General features: G+C 60.7%; 18 protein-coding genes and 1 pseudogene. 9 read left to right on the top strand and 10 right to left on the bottom strand.

The window, feature by feature from the left end:
• Nucleotides 1–25: 25 nt before the first annotated feature.
• On the top strand, nt 26–424 hold the full coding sequence (locus tag N1937_RS13665) for an ester cyclase (protein WP_170260717.1): 399 nt from the start codon (nt 26–28) through the stop codon (nt 422–424).
• A gap of 31 nt (nt 425–455) precedes the next feature.
• On the opposite strand, the gene N1937_RS13660 is transcribed toward N1937_RS13665, so the two are convergent.
• Entirely contained in the window at nt 456–821 is a 366-nt protein-coding gene (locus N1937_RS13660) for a hypothetical protein (protein ID WP_260056398.1), read from the bottom strand.
• Nucleotides 822–1,263: 442 nt separating this feature from the next.
• On the opposite strand from N1937_RS13660, the gene N1937_RS13655 reads away from it, so the two are divergent.
• Complete coding sequence (locus N1937_RS13655; protein ID WP_032985118.1) at nt 1,264–1,665, top strand: hypothetical protein; 402 nt, start codon at nt 1,264–1,266, stop codon at nt 1,663–1,665.
• A gap of 227 nt (nt 1,666–1,892) precedes the next feature.
• Complete coding sequence (locus tag N1937_RS13650; protein WP_170255072.1) at nt 1,893–2,603, top strand: methyltransferase family protein; 711 nt, start codon at nt 1,893–1,895, stop codon at nt 2,601–2,603.
• A 75-nt stretch (nt 2,604–2,678) separates the two neighbouring features.
• Here the strand turns inward: N1937_RS13650 and N1937_RS13645 are convergent, their stop codons facing one another.
• The 3 genes from N1937_RS13645 to N1937_RS13635 form a co-directional block, all read right to left on the bottom strand.
• Nucleotides 2,679–3,626 (bottom strand): IS110 family transposase, encoded by a 948-nt coding sequence (locus N1937_RS13645; protein WP_260056289.1) that lies wholly within the window; start codon nt 3,624–3,626, stop codon nt 2,679–2,681.
• A gap of 403 nt (nt 3,627–4,029) precedes the next feature.
• Nucleotides 4,030–4,560, bottom strand: coding sequence for a gamma carbonic anhydrase family protein (locus N1937_RS13640; protein WP_260056397.1), 531 nt, complete (start codon nt 4,558–4,560; stop codon nt 4,030–4,032).
• Nucleotides 4,561–4,570: 10 nt separating this feature from the next.
• Nucleotides 4,571–5,266, bottom strand: coding sequence for a fumarylacetoacetate hydrolase family protein (locus N1937_RS13635; protein WP_260056396.1), 696 nt, complete (start codon nt 5,264–5,266; stop codon nt 4,571–4,573).
• 248 nt (nt 5,267–5,514) lie between these two features.
• Between N1937_RS13635 and N1937_RS13630 the strand changes: the two genes are divergently transcribed.
• On the top strand, nt 5,515–6,303 hold the full coding sequence (locus N1937_RS13630) for a nucleotidyltransferase domain-containing protein (protein ID WP_260056395.1): 789 nt from the start codon (nt 5,515–5,517) through the stop codon (nt 6,301–6,303).
• A gap of 44 nt (nt 6,304–6,347) precedes the next feature.
• Nucleotides 6,348–6,887 carry a GNAT family N-acetyltransferase gene (locus N1937_RS13625; RefSeq protein ID WP_260056394.1) on the top strand — a complete coding sequence of 180 codons (540 nt, stop codon included), beginning with the start codon at nt 6,348–6,350 and terminating at the stop codon, nt 6,885–6,887.
• Nucleotides 6,888–6,935: 48 nt separating this feature from the next.
• On the opposite strand, the gene N1937_RS13620 is transcribed toward N1937_RS13625, so the two are convergent.
• Together N1937_RS13620 and N1937_RS13615 are read right to left on the bottom strand one after the other, a co-directional pair.
• Nucleotides 6,936–8,918: a CHASE2 domain-containing protein gene (locus N1937_RS13620; RefSeq protein ID WP_260056393.1), complete on the bottom strand. Its 1,983-nt coding sequence runs from the start codon at nt 8,916–8,918 to the stop codon at nt 6,936–6,938.
• A complete protein-coding gene (locus N1937_RS13615; protein ID WP_260056392.1) occupies nt 8,918–12,631 on the bottom strand; it encodes a FecR domain-containing protein in 3,714 nt (1,237 codons plus the stop codon). Before N1937_RS13615 ends, N1937_RS13620 begins: the two co-directional genes overlap by 1 nt.
• 123 nt (nt 12,632–12,754) lie before the next feature.
• Between N1937_RS13615 and N1937_RS13610 the strand changes: the two genes are divergently transcribed.
• Nucleotides 12,755–13,294, top strand: coding sequence for a Pycsar system effector family protein (locus N1937_RS13610; protein ID WP_017964951.1), 540 nt, complete (start codon nt 12,755–12,757; stop codon nt 13,292–13,294).
• 211 nt (nt 13,295–13,505) lie between these two features.
• On the opposite strand, the gene N1937_RS13605 is transcribed toward N1937_RS13610, so the two are convergent.
• Entirely contained in the window at nt 13,506–13,994 is a 489-nt protein-coding gene (locus tag N1937_RS13605) for a RidA family protein (protein ID WP_170255077.1), read from the bottom strand.
• A complete protein-coding gene (locus N1937_RS13600; RefSeq protein ID WP_222291437.1) occupies nt 13,988–14,713 on the bottom strand; it encodes an SDR family NAD(P)-dependent oxidoreductase in 726 nt (241 codons plus the stop codon). The genes N1937_RS13605 and N1937_RS13600 overlap by 7 nt, the downstream gene beginning before the upstream one ends.
• 193 nt (nt 14,714–14,906) lie before the next feature.
• On the opposite strand from N1937_RS13600, the gene N1937_RS13595 reads away from it, so the two are divergent.
• Together N1937_RS13595 and N1937_RS13590 are read left to right on the top strand one after the other, a co-directional pair.
• Complete coding sequence (locus tag N1937_RS13595; RefSeq protein ID WP_260056391.1) at nt 14,907–15,809, top strand: LysR family transcriptional regulator; 903 nt, start codon at nt 14,907–14,909, stop codon at nt 15,807–15,809.
• Between the two features lie 113 nt (nt 15,810–15,922).
• A pseudogene (locus N1937_RS13590) lies at nt 15,923–16,700 on the top strand (DUF1194 domain-containing protein).
• 9 nt (nt 16,701–16,709) lie between these two features.
• Here N1937_RS13590 and ampC read toward each other — a convergent pair.
• A complete protein-coding gene (gene ampC / locus N1937_RS13585) occupies nt 16,710–17,867 on the bottom strand; it encodes a class C beta-lactamase (protein WP_170282591.1) in 1,158 nt (385 codons plus the stop codon).
• A gap of 123 nt (nt 17,868–17,990) precedes the next feature.
• Between ampC and N1937_RS13580 the strand changes: the two genes are divergently transcribed.
• Nucleotides 17,991–18,875: a LysR family transcriptional regulator gene (locus N1937_RS13580; RefSeq protein ID WP_170255082.1), complete on the top strand. Its 885-nt coding sequence runs from the start codon at nt 17,991–17,993 to the stop codon at nt 18,873–18,875.
• Nucleotides 18,876–19,015: 140 nt separating this feature from the next.
• Here the strand turns inward: N1937_RS13580 and N1937_RS13575 are convergent, their stop codons facing one another.
• On the bottom strand, nt 19,016–19,705 hold the full coding sequence (locus N1937_RS13575) for a VOC family protein (protein ID WP_170255083.1): 690 nt from the start codon (nt 19,703–19,705) through the stop codon (nt 19,016–19,018).
• Nucleotides 19,706–19,948: the final 243 nt, after the last annotated feature.

Genomic DNA, 19,948 nt, shown 5'->3' with positions numbered 1-19,948 from the left:
GAGTAACCAAGCCAGGGACGATCGCGTGACGAAGACCGAACTCGCGGAGATATACCGCGGCTACATCGCCTGCCTGAACAGACAGGACTGGCCCAATCTCGGGCAGTTCGTCGGCGACGATGCAGTTCATAACGGCCGGCGCCTCGCGCTGCCGGGTTACGCCGCCATGCTCGAGCGGGACTTCGATGAGATTCCCGATCTCTATTTCAAGGTGCTGATGCTGCTTTGCGATCCGCCATACATCGCCTGCCGGCTCGGCTTCGATTGCAGGCCGAAGGCAAAATTCCTCGGCCTCGATGTAAACGGCAGGCGCCTTTCCTTCACCGAAAATGTCATCTACGAATTTCGCGGCGGCAAGATCGTCGAAGTCTGGTCGGTCATCGATAAGACGGCGATCGAGTCTCAGCTTGCGAGCTCGAATTGATCGCGCGGGCGGCTTCCGGTCTGCGTTTCGATCAGATGATGGCGACGCGTTCGCCGAAGGGCGTGTCGTCGTCGAAATTGCGGGTGCCGATCCGATCGCTTTCGCCTGACAACACCGGCTGTTCCGACTGTTCGCCGGCCTCTTCCCTTTCGTCCGATGCCGCATGCCCGTCCCGCGGATGCTGCTCATAATCGACGATCAGATCCGCGTGCGGGATGAGACCGCTTGCGGCTTCCTTTTCTGTGGACTTCTTCGCTGCCAGCTGATCGGCCGTGATCTGCGACTGGCGGGCAGCGACCCAGGCATTGTCGGGTTCGGAGCCGATCGAGGTGCTGGTGCCGACCTTGGTAGGTTCGGACGGGGCGGTGGCGGAGATGGGGTTGATCGCGTCGACCATGATGCTCTCCTCTCGGAACAGGATGATTTAGGCTTGGTCGGCCTAAAAATCTGAATCCTATTCTAAATTAAATAGTTAGAGGATGATGTTGTCCGAAGACGGCTTACGCTTTTCGGCATCATGCTCCATGGCGAACCGGCGAAACAGCCAGCCGTTTCCCGGAATGAAAACGGCGCAGTCTTCGGGCCTGTCAGAGAGACATATCGGGGCCGCGCCGAAAAACACAAGGGGACATCGACGTGACTGCCATTTCGGACAATGACGAAATCGGTAGCAGAGTACGAGAAATTCGACAAAGAATTGTGCGCGCAGGGGGTGCGCGGTGCGTGGTTAATGTAAGAATCGGAAACACTTTGTGACTAAGTGTCTCCAAAAGCTGCGTTTTTTGACTTGCTGCGCGCGAAGACATGACGGATATTGTTTAAACGTTGAGGAAGCCGTCATGATTAGAATGATTGAAAACCCCGCCGAACTGGCTGGCGAAGATATCACCGGCAAATATATTCTCCGGAGGCTGAACTACCACTGGTTCGCTTACGGCAAGGCGGCTATCGTGACCGCCTGCAAGGGAACGATCCTGCAGCTCGAGCGGGAAGAGACGGTCTATTCCGAGCGTTGGGGCCGCCGCGCCTATATCGGCACCGGCAGACGTTATCCCGGCGGCATCTGTCCCATTTCTGCGGTCGCCTGCGTTTGCGATACGCCTGATGACGTCAATGCCGTCATTCAACTGGATGTCGAAGCACAGGACGAATTCTATCAACTGATCGCCAAGGCCGAAGCCAGGGTTCAGGCGCTTGCCTCTTCCTCACGAAACAGCCAGTTTCTCGAAGCTGCCGAGTAGGCGGCTCTTTACCGAAATCCGCCTTCAACCATCATTGCGGCGACGGCAGAATTTTTCCGACATCTCCGAATGCTGGATGCAAAAGCGTCGCTACGATCAAGCGCGGCTTTCGTTCGCTACGCTGCCATCGGGTGCTTTCCGTCTCCTCAATCCGGTGCGGTTGTGTTAGACTTAAGCGGCATCCGTTGGGATGCAGACAGCTCGTTCCCGGTTGAACGGAAGCGGTCATGACAGAGCAGAACACTCGGCCCAATCACTCATTTGCAGCGACGGCGCCATCGCTCGGCTCGCTCGCCATCACCATTGCCGTGATGTTTGCCGCGCTATTCTGGCCGGCCGGCACGCTCGACTGGCCGCGTGGCTGGATCTTTCTCGGTCTCTTCCTTGCACTGACATGTGTCGCGATCATCTGGATCTGGCGGACAAATCCGGAGCTGTTTGCGGCGCGCAGCCGATATCAGAAAGGCACCAAGCCCTGGGACGCGGTGGTGGCGACGCTGACAATCATTCTCTTTGTCGCCATACTTCCGGTCGGCGCGTTCGACGACGGGCGTTTCCACTGGGCGCCGCAGCCAGATTGGGTGGTCCTCATCGGCTATCTGCTGATGACATCAGGTTATCTCGGCCTGATCTGGGCGCAATCGGTCAACCGGCATTTCGAACCGACGGTGCGCATCCAGACCGACCGCGACCACAAGGTAATCGATACCGGACCCTATGCCGCCATCCGCCATCCCGGATACGCAACCGCCATCGTGCTCAGCGTCGGCATGGCACTGTCGCTTGGATCGCTCTACGCGCTGATCCCCGCCGGTCTGCTCATCATTGTGCTCTTCGGCCGCACGCTGGGGGAGGAGGCAGAATTGCGCAAGGGGCTCGAAGGCTATGCTGAGTACATGGAGCGTGTGCGCTGGCGGTGGATTCCGGGCGTGTGGTGAACGCTTTCGCGGGCCGAAAGGGCGCCTGACCACCCGCCCGCGTCCTTCGAGGCTCCGGCCTTTGGCCTGCGCACCTCAGCAACCGTGTTGTTGGGGCTGGTTCCATGGGGTTCGTCTTTTAAGAATAGTGTTGATCATGATGATGAGCTTTCGCATGGCGGCGACGATGGCGACCTTGGGCGGTTTGCCCGCGTCGCGCAGCCTTTTGTGGAAGGTCTTGATGGCCGGGTTGCAACGGATGGCCGAGAGGGTAGCCATATAGAGGGCGCATCTGACGGTGGCGCGGCCGCCGGCGATGTGGCGTTGTCCACGCCATGTGCCGCTGTCGTGAGCGATAGGGGCGACCCCGACGAGGGCTGCGAGCTTCTTGTCGTCGATGGCGCCGAGTTCGGGCAGTTCGGCGATGAGCACGGCGGCTCCGACCTCGCCAATGCCCGGCACGGTCAACAGCAGATCGCGGCGTTCGGCCATGTCGGGCTCGGCCTCGATGGCAAGCGCGATTGCGGCATCGACGCGGGCGAGTTGGGCCTTGAGGGCGGCGAGGGTCTCGCCAACCAGCGCTGCGACGGCCTCAGGCGCATGCTCGAGGCGGTTCTTCTCGGCGACCGCCATGTCGATGAGTTGGCGACGGCGGGTGACAAGCGCAGCAAGCGCGATGCGGCCGTCGTCGATATGGGGGATCTGTGCCGGCCGCATCGCTCTGGCGAAGTGGAGAGTGACGCGGGCGTCGACCTGATCGGTCTTGGCCAAACGACCGCTGGCCCTGGCGAAGTCGCGCACCTGGCGGGGATTGACGACGGCGACGGGAATACCGGCGGCCATCAGCGTTCTGACGATCGCCATCTCGTAACCGCCGGTCGCCTCGACGACGACAAGCTCTGCGCCGGCCACCGCCGTTGCGAGCGCGGCACAGCCTGGCGCATCGTTGTCGAAGCGGACAACGGCGCGTTTGCCCTCGACGGCCACGTCGAGATGGGCCTTCGAGACATCGATACCGACCATGAAAGATTGCTGGGTATGCATGACTGCTCCTCCTTGCAACGCGGGCTCGAAGCCCAACCAACCGTTCGAGCGAAGACATGGCGACGGAGATGCTTGCTGAGGCACGAGTTCAAAACCCAAGGATGACACGCATCCCCGTCGCACAGCCCCTTTATACAGCAACGGCAACGTACAAGGATGAGGGCTGATCGCTGTGCCGTGTCGCGAAAACCAGATCGCCGTGCCTAGTTGCGCCAAAAAGTGGTGTTGCTACAGCGCCGCGCGTCTTTTCACATACGCAAAGGACGCTGTAACACTTTGAATTGTGGAGTAGTCGCCGCTACGCTTTCCGACGAGGGAGCCGCGACCTCTCTCGGACCTCACCCTGAGGTGCCCCGCAAGGGGCCTCGAAGGGCGGGGTCGGCCACCGGTCGCGTTGCCTGATTCACCCTATCTGCCTGAGATCCCGCGCAAACCGCTGCCAATTCGCCACGTAGTTTTCCGCCGAGCGACGGATGCTCTCGACAGCCTGCTCATCCAGCACCCGCACGACCCGGGCGGGTGCTCCGACGATCAGCGAATTGTCGGGGAATTCCTTGCCTTCGGTCACCAGCGTATTAGCGCCGACGAGGCAGTTGTTGCCGATCTTCGCACCATTGAGGATGGTTGCGCCCATGCCGATCAGCGTGTTGTTGCCGACGGTGCAGCCGTGAAGGATGGCGTGGTGGCCGATGGTGCAGCCTTTGCCTGTTGTCAGCGGGAAGCCCATGTCGGTATGGGCCATCACACCTTCCTGGATGTTGGTGCCTTCGCCGACGGTGATCTTCTCGTTGTCACCGCGCAGCACGGCGCCGAACCAGATGCCGACATTCTCGCCGAGCTCGATCTGGCCGATGATATTGGCATCCGGTGCGATCCAATAGAGGCCGGCAGCGGGCAGTTTCGGCGTCGATCCGCCAAGCGCATAGACGGGCATGGCTCTCTCCTCAGACGACTTCGACCGATAGGGTGGCGACTCCGTCGATGCCGCAATTGATGTGATCGCCCCTGGCCACTGCGCCGACGCCGGCGGGCGTGCCGGTCATGATGATATCGCCAGGTGCGAGAGTGAAGAGCTTCGACAGTTCGGCGATGATCTCCGGCACCTTCCAGATCATCTGGTTGAGATCGCCGTCCTGCACGCGCTTGCCGTTCTGTTCCAGCCAGATCTTACCTTCAGCGGGGTGGCCGAGACGGCCTGCCGGAACGATCGACGAGACGGGGGCGGAATGTTCGAAGGCCTTGCCGACCTCCCAGGGACGACCGAGCTTCTTTGCCTCACCCTGTAGATCGCGGCGGGTGAAATCGATGCCGACGGCATAGCCGTAGATGCAGTCGAGCGCGTCCGCGGTCGCGATGTTCGTGCCACCTGATTTCAGCGCCAGCACGCACTCGACCTCATAATGCACGTCTGATGACAGCGGCGGATAGGGAAAAGCCTTACCCGACGGCAGCAGGTTGTCGGCGTTCTTCTGGAAGAAGAAGGGCGGCTCGCGGCTGGGATCGTGGCCCATCTCAATCGCATGGTCTGCATAGTTCCGCCCGACGCAATAGACGCGGCGCACCGGAAAACGCTCGGCGCTGCCCTCGACCGGCAGCAGCACCGGTTGCGGAAGCGGGATGACGGTGACGGGATCGGACATTGGCGGGCTCTTCCTGTTTACGAGTCTTTGCGCCATCTTAGACGGAAAACGTCGCGCCGGGGAAGCGTCCTTGGCGTCCGGCTTCGGTGCATTGACGCTGTCGCTGTCGCGGGTTAACCTTGGCCATGAACAGGATTTTTGCAGTTTCGACGACGTCTACGACCACCGCGCTGCGGTGGGAGGTAGACGCGTGAACTGAAATCTGTTCATTGCTGCTGAAACCAACCCGCCGGTGACGAGCGGGTTTTTTGTTCCCGCCCGTGCCCGCATTCGAGGACGAGATCGTGGACGATATCCAGAAAAATTTTCTTGCGGAGCGAGCGCTGGCCGTCGCCCGCCGCTGTGTCGCCAGCCGCTATGCCGGGGCTGCTTTCGCCTATGTCGCCGGCTCCATCATGCGCGGCGAAGGCACCACCTTTTCGGATATCGATCTGGTCGTCGTGTTCCCGTCGCTCGAAAGAGCCTGGCGGGAATCGTTCACTGAGGACGGATTCCCGGTTGAGGCCTTCGTTCACGATCCGCAGACGCTGGCGCATTATCTCCATCAGGATGCAGACAGCGGTTATCCCATCATGGTCAACATGGTTGTCACGGGCAGCATACTGGGGCCGGATATCGACAACGCCCGCGTCGTGCAGGCATGGGCGGCAAGGATGCTGGCGGCGGGGCCGAAACCTCTTGCCGGGGCAGACTACGACTTGCTGCGCTATCAGGTCACCGATCTGGCCGACGATCTGCGCGGAACGCGCCCGCCCGAAGAGATCGCCGCCATCGCGGCGCAGCTCTATCAGAAGCTCGCTGACCTGATGCTTCTCGGACGTGGCGCGTGGGCTGGCCGGGGAAAGTGGGCGCCCCGTCTGGTCAGGGAGCTCGACGCGCAATTGGCGGCCGAATTCGACGCGGCGTTCAGTCTGGCGGCTGCGGGTGACGGCGCCCCATTCCTCGCTTTGGCCGACCGGGAGCTTGCTTTGCATGGCGGCCGCTATTTCGACGGATACAGGCAGGAGGCGCCGCTGGAAGCGCGCCGCCTGGAATAATTTGGTATCGGTGACGTTGCCGCATTTTGAAAATTGGATGGAAGATGCTTGAGAACGAATTCAAGAGTGCCTTGCCGTCGGCGGTAAGGCGTACCGCCAGATTGCGCCTCAGAATTCCCATGGAAGGGGATATCGATTTCCTGACCCGACTTTTTTCGCGGCCGGAATTGGTCGCACATCGACCGGTGCCCCGGCCTGACACGCCGGCGGAAAGCGCAGCGCGGCTTGCGCGCGATATCGGGCATTGGAAAGATCACGGGTTTGGGCGTTGGGCAGTTGAGGCGAACGGTACGTTGATCGGGTTCGGCGGTGTGACCGTTTCCAAGGAATTCGACGACCTCAATCTTTCTTATCATCTGCAACCCGAAAGCTGGGGGCAGGGATATGCCACGGAATTGGTCCGGGAAACGCTGACCTTCGCCTTCGATAATCTGCACGCGGACCGAGTGATCGGCTTGGTTCGCCCTGTCAATGCCGCCTCGAAGCGCATTCTCGAGAAATGCGGCTTCACTTTCGACCGCGAGGTGATGCTGCATGGCGCGCCGACAAACATGTATGCCTTTGGCAAAACGAGCGGCTCATAAAGGAACATCCGTGCGCCATTATCAGGCGTGAGAAGACGTCGTCCCCGGTCATTCCTCGCCGGATTCGGCTAGCGCATCGCGGACGATCGCGTAGTAGGGGGTAAGCTCGGGGATATCGGCGGCCAGCCTGTCGAAGGCGGGGTCGGATGGTGCAAGCGTGCCGGCGTATTTGGCTTGCGTGAAGGCCCGATGGGCGGCAAGGGCTTCGGCGTCGGCCTTGTGCACGACGGTATAGACAGGCGAGGGCACGGTGCGGCCCTTGACGATGATGCGGTCGAGCTCGACGACGGTATAGGTGCCGGCGACAAGTCTTGCAGTCTCCTCGCCGAGCAGCAGCGCCACGCCATAATTCTTCGAGGCGCCTTCGAGGCGGGAGGCGAGATTGACGCTGTCGCCGAGGCAGGAATAGTCGAAGCGGCGGGTCGAGCCCATATTGCCGACGATGCATTCGCCGGTGTTGATGCCGACGCCCATCTTTAGCACGTGCGGCCTGCCGCCGCGCATCGCCGCCTCCCGCTCCAGCTCGCGGTTGAGGCTCGATATCGCCGCCTGCATGGCAAGCGAGGCTTTGACGGCGTGCAGTGCATGATCGGGATCGTCGAGCGGGGCGTTCCAGAAGGCCATGATGCAGTCGCCCATATATTTGTCGATCGTACCGCCATGATCCATCACCACGTCGGAGAGCGGCGTCAGCAGCCGGTTGATCAGGCCGGTCAGTTGCTCCGGATCATCTTTCAACGTCTCGGCGATGGTGGTGAACCCACGCACATCGGAAAACAGCACGGAGAGCGTGCGCCGCTCGCCGCCAAGCTTCAACTGCGACGGGTCGTGCGACAGGCGCCTGACCAGATCGGGCGAGATATATTGGGCGAAGGCGCGGATGATCTGGCGCTTGTTGCGACGTTCTTCGGCATAATCGAAGGCGGCTTGGCCGAAGGCGACCGAGACATAGGCAACGACTGGCCCGAGCGGCGGGACGAAGATATGGGCAAAGCGGATGCCGGCAAAACTCGCAGCAGCGAAGGCGAATATGGCCACGACGCTGGCGACGATCGTCAGCCATCCAGTCGAACGCCAGACGGTGGCAGCGGCGAGCAGCACGGAGATCAGGATGCAAACGGCGACCATGGGAAGGCTGGCTTCCGCGATCGACAGGCCACGGCGGATATTGTCGTAGATCGTTGCCTGGATCTCGACGCCGGAGGTCAGCGTGCCGGTGTGGACGGTATAAGATGTCGCGAAGGCATCGACGCCGCCCTTGTCGATGGCAGGGGCATTCTGCAGGCTGAGACCGACGAGCACGACGCGGCCCTTGAAATAATCCGGCGGCAGCAGGTTCTCAGGGTCGAGCGCCTGGTAGTAGGAGACTGTGGGATAGCTGCGGGCCGCGCCGAAGGATTGGATGAGCCGGCCAGCAGGCAAGGCTTTGGGTGCTGCTCCCGACGCCTTCATCAGCATGGCGGCAAAGCCGTCCTCATAACCTGGAATGCGCCGGAACGCACCGTCGCCACTGAGATCGACGGAGGCGATGCCGGTCACAGCACCCGCTTCAGTCAGTTGCGGCAGCGGCGTGGCGCGGATCAGTTGCGAGGACTGGGGCGTCTCGATCAGCGTTTCGTCGCCGGCGAGCACGACATCCGGGCCGACAGCCCTCGTGATCGCGTCGTCGTTGTCGGGGTTCGAAGGTTCGGCCATGATGATATCGAGGCCGATGACACGGGCACCGGCCGTGCGTAGCTGCCTGACAAGCTGGGCATGCAGGCTGCGCGGCCAAGGCCACTGCGCGTTGATATCGGCAAGCGAAGGCTCGTCGATCGCGACGATGACGGGTCCGCCGGGTGGCGGACGGGGATCGTCGACGGTCGAGAGATAGTCGAAGCTTCTCAGCTCCAGCAGCGACCAGGCGGGCAGGCGCGACAAGAGCGAGATTGCGACCAGCGTCGCAAGCGCCAGTATCAGCAGCCTGAGATGGCGGCTCTCGGCTTGCCGGCTGGCTGACCTGACCTGCCGAGGCTTGCCTCGCACCCGCATCAGAAGCGAACTTTGAGCGTGCCCCTGAAGGCGCGGCCCCAGCCGGGCACGCCGGGCGTGAGCTCGAAATCCTCGTCGAGCAGGTTATAGGCGGCCGCTTCCAGCGCGATGCGCTTGTCCAGCGGTTCCCAGATCAGGTGGGCGTCGAGGCTCCAATAGTCGTCGAGCTTGGTGCCGAGATCGTCGCCGTCGCGCTCGCCGACATAATTGGCGGCCACCGTCGCCTTGACCTTGGCCTCGCTGACCCAGGTCAGGGCGATCTGCCCGGAATTCTTCGGAATGTAGGGCAGCGAGCCGCCGTAGTTCGGCTCCAGCGGATCCTTGTTCTCCGATTCCATATAGGCATAGGTGGCGGAGAGGCCCAAACCATGGCCGAGCGCGACGTTGGCGGTCACGGCGGCGCGGTCGATGCTGCCGCGTGATAGCGGCAGGCTGTCGGCTGCCGGAAGCGAGATCAGCGGAAAGTCGATCGAGAAATCATGCAATTCCTGGTGCTGGTATTCGACCGAGGTGAAGAAACGATCGGTCCACTCGGCATCCCATTGCAGCGCGACCGTATCCGTATAGCCCTGCGGATTGGCGGAAAACTGGTTGGCCTGCAGCCCTAATATGCCGATCGGTGCAAGCGTCGGCACTCCGCTATCGAAGCTCTGACGCATGAAGGCGGCACGCAGCCAGTGGTTTTGAACCGGTGCCCAGGCGAGGCCGAAGCGCGGCTCCAGCCGGCTGATATCGATGCCGTCGCCATCCAGGCGCGTGGCGAACAAGGCGTATTCGCCCTTGAGATCCGGCGTGATCTCATGCAGCACATCGACATAGGCGCGGCCTATATTGACGGTGTTCTCGTTGTGCTCGAGGGGCGCCGTCAAGCCCAGAAGTGTCGTATCGACGGTGCTGCTGACGTCCATCCAGCCGCCTTCGATACCGTAGCGCAATGTCAAAGGTCCGGCACCTATGGAATGGCTCAAGGCACCGATATAGGTTTTTGATTCCGCCTCCTGCGTGACGTTGGTAAAGGGAATGATAAAGGGAACCCCTGCGCCGATAAACAGCGGGTCCACATCAACATCAAGGACGTTGCTCGTCTTCGACTTGCTGCCTGAATAAAGCAGCGCTCCATTCAACACGTTTTCATAGGCAAACGTGTGGCTCCAGCCAATGCCGGCACTCGTGCTTTGGCTGTCAGTGTCTTGCGCTGTATAAAGAGGCAACGGGAGAGGAACGCGGAAGAGGAGTTCCATGAACCCGGTGTTTGATGACAGCGCGTTCAGCGTCCCATCGTTCTTGGCATGGTTGACATAGGCCACTACGCGATCGTCCGGCGTCACTGTTGCCGTCAGGTAGCCATTGCCGCCGACGAGCTTGTTATCGGTCGAGAAGCCACCGAAGTCGCGATAGTCCCCGTCGAGCGCCAGTTCTTCCCATGTCAGGTTGCCGTAGAAGCTGAGAGGGATCGTCTCGTTGGAGAAGCCCTGGATCTCAGCCTCGCCGATGCCTCTGGTATGGCCGTCGACGCTGTTGATGCCGCCGCCGAGCGAACCTTCTATGAAGGGTGTGCGCAGCAGCGTTGCCGAGCGCGAGCGACCGGAGAGCATGTGCGGATCAAGCAGCAAGCCCTGGATAAAGGATGAATAGCTCGATGCATTGTTGCGATACTGGATGACATTGTCATCGCCGAAGCTCGTCGCGTTGACGTAAGGGAAGATGCTGCCCTTGATCGATTGATCGATATAGCCGCTGCCTTCGAAGGGGCTGAAGACGGCATCGCCGTAATACCGGCCCCAGGCATCCAGGCCCTGAAGGCGGTAAGCGTTGTTCAGCGTCGAGCCGGCATCCTTGTTGGCGCCGAGAGCGCTGTAGTCGCCGCCGCGCGCCCTGGAGCGGCGGAGAAACTCCTGGGCGTTGCGGATCGCGCCGTCGGCGTCGTAGTCATCGATGTCGACAGCGGTTCGGAAGGAGGAGATGACGGGATCGTTCTTGTCGAGCCTGTCGGCATTGTCGACCGCCTGCGCGGAGGGGATGCGGTCACCCTTTTCGTAATGGGCGGCGGCGAGCATCAGTTGTGACTGCGAATGCGCCGGATTAGCGGTGCTGGCCGCCAGCAGATCCGCCAGCGCCTTGTCGCGTTCGCCAGTCTGCAGATAGTAGCGGCCGCGGGCGAGAAGCGCGATGTCGAAGGACGGATCGACGGTAAGCGCCGTATCGATTTCGCGCTTGGCTTCCTTCATGCGCGACTGATCGAGATAGAGGATGGCGAGATTGGCGTGCGGCACGGGATCCTGCGGATCGAGCGCGATTGCCTTCAGGAAGGCGGCCTCGGCCTCGCCATTGGCGTCGCGGGCGCTCTGCAGCAGGCCCATCGAGTTCAACGATCCCGACGCCCCCGGCGCAAGCTCGATGGCGCGGTTCAGATCGGCTAAAGCGCCGTCGATGTCGCTTTCGTAGCTCGCTTTGTAGGAGGCGCGCGCGGCAAGGGCGATCGGATGGTTGGGATCAAGCGAGAGGGCACGGTTCACCGCCTCCTGCATCTGGGCGCGGTCGTCGATCAGCTGCGCCAGCTGCGCGCGGATCGCGGGCAGGGTGGGATCGTCCGGAAAACGCTTTTCGGCTTGGCTGATCACATCGAGGGCAGCGCGCGGGTTTTGCAAAAAGCCGGCGGTATAGGCCTGCATGATCGCACCATAGGGGCCGACAGCAGCCGAAGGCGGCTTTTCGACATGGGCGGGATCAGCAAGCGAACGGGCGAAATAGCCGCCATATTGCGCCATGTTCCGGCGGCTGGCGTCGAGATGCGGCAGCGCTGCCGCAAACAATCTTGCCGCTTCGTCGTAGCGTTTTTCGGAGCCGGCGATCGTGGCATCGATCAGGTCGAGGCGGGCCTTCTGGGTGGTCGTCAGCTTGCGACGGCGAATCTCCTGAAGCGTGGCGGCCGTAACCTGCCGGCCATCGAAGGCGCTCTGCACTTCGGCAAGCTCCAGCCAGTCCTCAGTGGTGCGCCGTTCCGGCGGCAAAGCCAGCAGCCGGCGGCGCTCGTCGGCCATGCGGCCTGCCGGCAGCGGCGAGGTCGGCATCAGCCCGAAGCCGTCGCGCAGGTTCAGGTAGAACAGCATCTGCTCGCGATCGTCGGGTGTGACGATGACGAGCTTGCGCGGCGCCTGGCCGATCGTGGCGACCGCTCCTTCGCCCTCGTTTACCTCGACGCTGCCCTGCGGGTTGGTGAGCGCGACACGGCCTTCGAGCACGATCATCGAGGTCTTGGCGCCCTCAACCGTCATGGTCCAGTCGGTGCCGCGGATGGCGGCTGCGGCCGCCGGCGTTTCCACAGTCAGGCCCTGGCCACCGCGCTCGGCGCGCGCCCAGATCGTTCCCGATTGCAGCTCCAGCGTCGTGTCGCCGCTCGCGGCCATCTTCTTGACCTGCAGCGAGGAATTGCGGCCAAGGCGAACCTGCGTGTGATCGGAAAAGACAATGGCGAGCTGGCCGTTGGCGTTGGTGCGCAGCACGTCGCCGGTCAGAAGGTCTTGATTGATGTCGACGACGCGCCAGTTCGACACGTCGATGAAGCGGACCTCCTCGCCGGTCTTGCGGGCGATGACGGAACCGGCGACCGGTGTTGCACGCTGCACGGGGTCAGCCGCCGCCGGCGAAAAGCCCGGTACGACAAGCGCAAGCGCCACCCCGGCGCGACAGATGTTTTTCCAGCGACCCAGCATGACCCCAACCCCCGCTTCCCCTTTGTCCAAGTAGAAAAGAAAAGTCAAGCATATTGCACACGTGTTCTTGAATTCCGTGTGAAGTGTAATATCAGGGAAACACTTATGGGATGGAGTATTCGGGTGAGCGAATTCGAGAGCGCGACTGAACTTATGCCAAGCGAACCGTCGACGGGTGACATCGGCGCCGGGTATTTTGATCATATCAAGAAAATCAATGACATATTTTATGATCAGATCAAGATCTCTGACCAGAAAGCCGCTTATATTTTCACATTCATGCTGGCATTCCTGGTGAGTTCCAGCGATGTCAGGGCAGTCTTCAGCCTGGCGCGCTACGTGAGCGGGACGCCCGGCAGTATGCTGTTCTCCGGCTTGCTTGCCGCAGCTTCGGTCTTTTCGATGCTGTCGGCGATTCTCGTCGTACTGCCGCGCCATTTGAACAACTCGACGTCATTGTTCTGGGGCGCCTGGCACGGTCATCGCGACCGGTTCTTCGATGCGGCGCTGCGGCGCGACGAGCGCTACCTTTTCGAGCAGTATCTCGAAAACGCCGACATCCTCTCCACCATCGCCCGCAACAAATACCGCTGCGTTACTTTTGCGTTCCGCGGGCTGATGGTGAGTGTGATCGCCTATGTGCTGCTGTTGGTGGCTGTGTGAGGGTGATAATGCTTTGTGCTTATCAGTCCGCCGGTGCTCACGAGAGCCTCATCCTTGTTGAGGCGCCCCGCAGGGGCCCCGAAGGGCGAGGCGGGTGCGCCGGCGGTCAGTAGATGCAAGGAGCAGTGCCGGAGCGTGTCCTTCGAGGCTTCGCCATGCGGGCTACAAGGATGAGGGACCTCGGACAATGCCGCGCCAGTACCGCCCCCATTCACTCCTCGACCTCAAGAACAAGTTCGAGTTCGATCGGCACGCCTAAAGGCAGGCTGGCGACGCCGAGCACGACGCGGCCTGAGAGTTTCTCCTCGCCGAAGACCGCAAGCAGCATTTCGGATGCTCCGTCCGCAACCTTCGGATGGTCGCGGAAATCGCCTTCGGTCGCGATATAGACGCCAAGCTTGACGACCCTGACGACCCTGTCCAGCGAACCGAGATAGTCCCTGGCGGCTGCGAGCGCGCTTAGCGTTGCGGTTTCGGCCGCCTTCCTGCCGTCTTCGGCGGTCAGCACACCGCCGACGCGGCCGATATAGCGCGGCTCATGACCGACGACCGGCAGCATCCCACTGAAGAAGACCAGATTGCCGGTCCTTATCGCTTCGACATAGGCCCCGAAGGGTGTCGGCGGCGGGGGAAGCGTGATGCCGAGTTCCCGCAGCCGTCGTTCCGCGCCGGCTGCCTCAGTTTTCGCATGGTCTACCATCTGCCCAGATGTGCGCCGCCGTCGACGTGCAGCACCTCCCCGGTTACGCGCGGCGCTTCGGTGAGGAAGACGACGGCGTCAACGATCTCCTCGACGTTCGAGATGCCTGCCATCGGCGACAGCGTCTTCAGGAAATCTTTCGGATTGTCCTTGTGCAACGGCGTGTCCACCACGCCAGGAGCGACAATGTTGAAGCGAATGGCCTCGTTCGCATATTCCATCGCCAGGTTCTTGGAGATGGCGTTGATACCGCCCTTTGTCATCATCGACACCGAAGCGGAGAAACCGGCGATCGGATGATCAGTCAATGGCGTCGTGATGCTGACGACGCTGCCGCCGGTTTTCTGCGTGAGCATCTGTCTGACGACCAGTTGTGTCACGTGGATGAAGCCCTCAAGGTTGGTCGAGGACAATTTTTTGAAGTCGTCCATGGTGAAATCGACGAACGGCTTGGCCAAGAAAATGCCGGCATTGTTGACGAGTCCGTCGATCGAGCCGAAGCGATCGATTGCTGTCCTTGCCACCCGCGCTGCGGTTTCGGCGTCGCCGATGTCGCCGTCGACGAGCGCCAGTCTGTCCGCGGCTTGGAAGGCGTTCGAAGCGCTGACTTGGCGCGAGGTGGCGACGACATTATAGCCGCGCTGGATGAAGGCGTTGACGAGGCCGGCTCCGATACCCTGGGAGGCGCCGGTGACGATGACTGTTTTTCTCGTAGTCATGCTGATCTCCATAATTTGGTTCGGGCAACGCGGGCCTTGCGGCTGCAAAGGCGGGGTCGCTCGAGATGGGGCTGCTGCGAACGCGCCTCCATCCGGTTGTCTTGTTTTCGCAGGGTGAATATGGCGAAAACTCCATTACTCGATTAGATGGAAATATCTGTATTCTCTTTTGCATCCATGCAAAAATCAGAACATGGCTGATCTGAACGATATCGCCGTTTTCGTGAAGGTGGCGCAGTACGGCAGCTTCAGCCGCGCTGCCCATTCCCTCGGCATGCCGGTATCGACCGTCAGCCGGAAGGTGACGTCGCTGGAGGAGCAGCTCGGCGTGACGCTGCTGCAGCGGACGACCCGCAAGCTGAGCCCGACCGCGCAAGGCCGGGCCTACTACAACAGGTGCAGCGAACCTCTCGCCCATCTGCTTGATGCCGAGCAGGCGCTTACCGAGACGCAGAAAAAGCCGGAAGGTCTGCTGAAGATCTCCGTGCCAGTCATCTTCGGACAGGAAGTCTTCTACGAATTCGTCTCGGCTTTCCTGAAGACCTATCCGAAGATCCAGGTCGATCTCTTCGTGACCAACCAGTTTCTCGATCTGATCGCCGAGAATGTCGATCTCAGCATCCGCTTCGGCGAGCTCAAGGATTCGACCATCGTCGCGCAGCGGCTCGGCAAGAGCGTGCGCTATCTGGTCGCCGCACCGGACTATCTGAAGGGCAGGGCGCCTCCCACCAAGCCCGAAGACCTGAAGGAGCATCAATGCGTGCTCTTGAACGGCCGCAACGGCGAGGCGGAATGGCATCTCGTGAGCGGTCGCAAATCGGTTCGCCTGCATGTGTCGGGGCCGGTATCGAGCCGGGATTTCGATGCGGTGAGCGCCTTTACCTATCGCGGACTCGGTATCGGCTTGCTGCCTTCGACCTATTGCGACGAACAGATCAGAAAAGGTGAACTCGTCCGCCTGCTGCCGGACTGGTCGTCCGAGGAAATTTTCGTGCACGCCGTCTATCCCACGCGCCGCTTCCTGCCCTCCCGATTGCAGGTCTTTCTCGAGGCGCTGAAGGCATGGAAGACCCCCTTGTGGCTTCCCTTGCATTGAAGGCTTCCGATTCCATCACCGAAAATTGAAGCCATGCGCGGGGCCGAGCGATCTGCGTCGGCCAAGCTGTGTTAGAGTTCGCCGGCTTGGATGGCGCAGGGATTGGATTGCCAATGCTGACGACACTTGCGGTGCTTATGGGTCTTTCCGGCCTCGTCCCCATCGCGCAGGCGGAGGGAAGCGAGGTCGATGTGGCCCTCGTGCTTGCCGTCGACACCTCGCGGTCGATGGATTTCGAGGAGATCGGCATCCAGCGCGAAGGTTATGTCGAGGCGCTGAAGCACAAGGAGTTCATCGACGCGGTGAAGGGCGGGCTGACCGGCCGCATCGCCATCAGCTATTTCGAATGGGCTGGCTATGTCGTCCAGGATTCCGTGATCGACTGGCAGGTGATCGAGACGGAAGAGGATGCGATCGCTTTTTTTAAGCAAACTCGAAGCCCGGCCGATTGCCACGCAACGGCGCACATCGGTCTCTACCGCGATCGCCCAGGGCGCCAGCATGATCGTTTCCAGTCCCTTTCAGTCCAGGCGACAGGTGATCGATGTCTCCGGCGACGGTCCCAACAATTCCGGCGATCCCGTCACCCCCACTCGGGACAAGGCGGTGGAAGCCGGCATGGTCATCAACGGCCTTGCCATCATGCTGCGGCCCTCCGATGCGCCCAACGGGCTCGACAAATATTATGCGGATTGCGTGATCGGCGGCCCCGGCGCCTTCGTGCTGCCGGTCCGCAAGATCGAGGATTTCGCCGTTGCCGTGCGCCGCAAGCTGGTGCTGGAGATCAGCGACCTATCCCCGCCGGCGATGGTGCAGAAAATCGCCGGCGCTGAGGCGGGCACTGACTGCCTGATTGGTGAGAAGCAATGGCGGGATATCTTCGACCGCTGATGCCCGGGATTAACGCGCCGTAGTTATATCAGTCAGTATCTGGTATGCGGCAGAGACACGGTCCTCGTTGGGATAGTTTTTGTTGGCCAGAATGACGATACCAACTCGCTCTTTCGGGATGAACGCCACATATGCGCCGAAACCATTCGTGGAGCCGGTTTTGTTGATCCACACATCGTCGCGCGGTTCCATCGCCGGCTTCAGCTGCTTGACGGGAATAGTCTTGAGCATCGCGCTGGAATTGTTGTCCATTAAGGTCGTCAACGTCGCGGGATAGGAATACTGCTCCCAAATAAGGTCTTGCGTCATCGCGCCGACATGGAAGTATCCAGTGTGCGTATTGGTGATCGCCTGCTGGAGTTTTCCGTCCAACTTGACCAGTCCCATGTTTGCGTCGATGAACCGGATCATGTCGCTTGCTGTGGATTTCACTCCATAGGCCTCGGACGAAAGAGTGGCGGGTGTCATCCGAGCCGGCTCACCGCTTCGCTTGTAGCCTTGGGCATAGTCGGCCATTCTCGATTTCGGCACATTGATATACGTGCTCGTCAACCCGAGAGAAGGAAACAATTGGTCTTCCATAAGAGCTGTGAAATCTTTGCCCATGCTTTTCGCCGTTATGTATCCGAGCACGCCGATGCTCGGATTGGCGTATGTTCGGTGCGTTCCGGCGGCGTATGAAGGTTTCCAACTTGCGAAATACTCCATCAGCTGTTTTTCGGTTTTGACTTCATCGGGAACTTGCAGCGGAAATCCGCCAGCCGTGTGCGTGCCAAAATTCATCAACTCGACATTGCCGAAGGGTCTTCCGTTCATCGACGGAAGATATTTTCCTGCCTTGTCCGACAGCGAAAGTCGGCCGGTCACGTCCGCGTGGGAGGCGAGGGTGACTGTAAAGGTTTTGCTGATCGATCCCAGTTCGAACATGGTCGCCGGAGTGACGGGCCTGTTAGTGTCCTTCGACACGACGCCGTAGTTGAAGATGTGGTTCTGCCCGTCAACGGCGATGGCAACGGCCATGCCCGGAATGCCGTATTTATCCATAATTGGTCTTATCGCGGCGTCCGAGATGGCTTTCAGTTTCATTTCGTCGGCCGCAAAGCCACTCGTGGAAATACATGTCGAGACCAACGTAGCCGATAGAGTTTTTATCCAATTGCGATTCATTTTCATCCTCCGCAGGCAGCTTTCAATCAACGCAAAGGCGCATGAGGACGGCATTTAACGGCACTGTTTTGCGGCAGCAAACGATGATATCTCGGAGGAGATCCAAGAAAATCTAGGGCTAAGATGGTTCGGCAATTCCTCCCTTTAAATGGCTTGAGGGCCTTCGAAGCATCGGCAAGACATCTCAGCTTTACCCGTGCCGCGATTGAGCTTTGCGTTACCCAGGCCGCTGTAAGCCAACAGGTCAAAAGCCTGGAGAGGCGATTGGGGGCTGCGCTTTTTCAGCGCCTTCCAAGAGGCTTGAAAATCACCGCAGAAGGCGAAGCTCTTTTGCCGACCTTGACCAATTCCTTCGATCAGATGGCGATCACGTTGGACCGGATTGAAGCCGGGCAGGTGCGGGAATTGCTGTTCCTTGGCGTGGTCGGGACGTTTGCCGTCGGCTGGTTATTGCCAAGGCTTTCGGATTTTCAACGGCAGCACCCGTTCATCGATGTGCGCATTTCGACAAACAATAATCGCGTCGATATGGCGGCCGAGGGACTGGACTTTGCCATTCGCTTCGGCAGCGGTTCCTGGCATGGCACAGAAGCGCTGCGTCTGTTCGACGCTCCGCTCTCTCCTCTGTGCACGCCCAAATTGGCCGAGCGTTTGAGGCGGCCTGCAGACCTGGTCGAGGCGACGCTTTTGCGGAGCTATAGGGCGGACGAATGGAGCACCTGGTTTGTCGCAGCGAACGTTCCTCCGGCGCCCCAGATAAACGCAGGCATCGTCTTCGACTCTTCCCTGGCGATGATGGAGGCGGCCCTGCAAGGACTGGGGATCGCTCTGGCCCCGCCTTCGATGTTTTCCAGACACCTATCCTCGGGGGCTATCAGACAACCTTTTGCTACCACCATATCGTTGGGGAGCTATTGGCTAACCCGACTTCAATCGAGGCCGTCAACAGCGGCCATGCTCGCATTTTCCGGTTGGGTAACGTCGCAGATGTCTCCCGCATCCCAATGACGGCTTCTGGCGGATCCCGGTACTCGATCTGACGCCGGCAAGGAGATCGGTAATGTTAGGCTAAGACACGATAGAGCATTTCGGCATGGGCGCGCCATACCGAAATGCCGTTGCTTCTCAGAGGATGTCGCCGCCATTGCCTATAAGGGCAGTTGCTTGCCGGCTTGTTCGCTGACCATGTATTCGGCGTACCAGTCCGGCCAGTTCTCGTCGTGTTTGCCGCCGTTCCGTTTCTCGTGTTCACCGTGAGCGGTCGCCGCGCGGCGCAGCGCTGACGCAAGGTCTGTCGACGTCGTGAATTTCGTCTCGTCGGCATCGATGCGTCCCGGCAACCGCGTGGTGACCTCCTGAAACAGCCAGCCGTTGCCGTCGGGATCCTTGAAAGATGCAAAGGAGCGATAGCTGCGGTGATCGGGATCGCGGCCGGCGATCCGCAGCCGCCCGAACAGATAGGGCTCGTCCTTGCCGGCATAGACGCCGGCCGCGTCATGGAACACTTGGCTCACCTCGACGCCGCGGGCGATGAGATCGCGGCGGGCTGCCTCGATGTCGGAGACGATAAGATAAAGCCCCTGGGCTGAGCCGGGGGCTGCGGCGGTGACGTTCTTGCCGAAGATGATCGCGCAGCCGGAGCCGGGCGGGGTAAACTGGATCACCCGGAAATCGGCATCATTGGCGAAGTCGGCGTCGAGCCGCCAACCCAGCCCGTCGTAAAAACGTTTGGCGCGGTCGACGTCGGAAACGGGGATGACGACCACCTCGAGCTTGGTGTCGACGGGCTGAGTTCTCGGGGTCTCGATGGGGGTTTCGCTGCGCAGTGCATTGCTCATCTTAAGCTCCTTGGGTTCTGGATGTCTTGAGAATTGCGGACACGTGACGGGCCAAGTTGACCACGGCGCGGTGGGGTCGTCGAATCAATTATTCTGTCTGATTTGGCCGGTATTAGCGGATTCCGCTGCGACACACGGCGCGTCGCTTTCATTCCTGCGGTTGGTGAGGTCATGTCGATCCGATGAGGCGGCGGGGTCGGTCCCCCGCCACTTCGTCTGTCGTCCTGCGGCTCGTCGAGCCGG

Source organism: Rhizobium sp. WSM4643 (assembly GCF_025152745.1).
In the GTDB taxonomy this organism is placed as follows: Bacteria; Pseudomonadota; Alphaproteobacteria; order Rhizobiales; family Rhizobiaceae; genus Rhizobium; species Rhizobium leguminosarum_I.
Note: the sequence above shows the minus strand (reverse complement) of the source record. Positions and strands in the feature narration are given on the sequence as shown.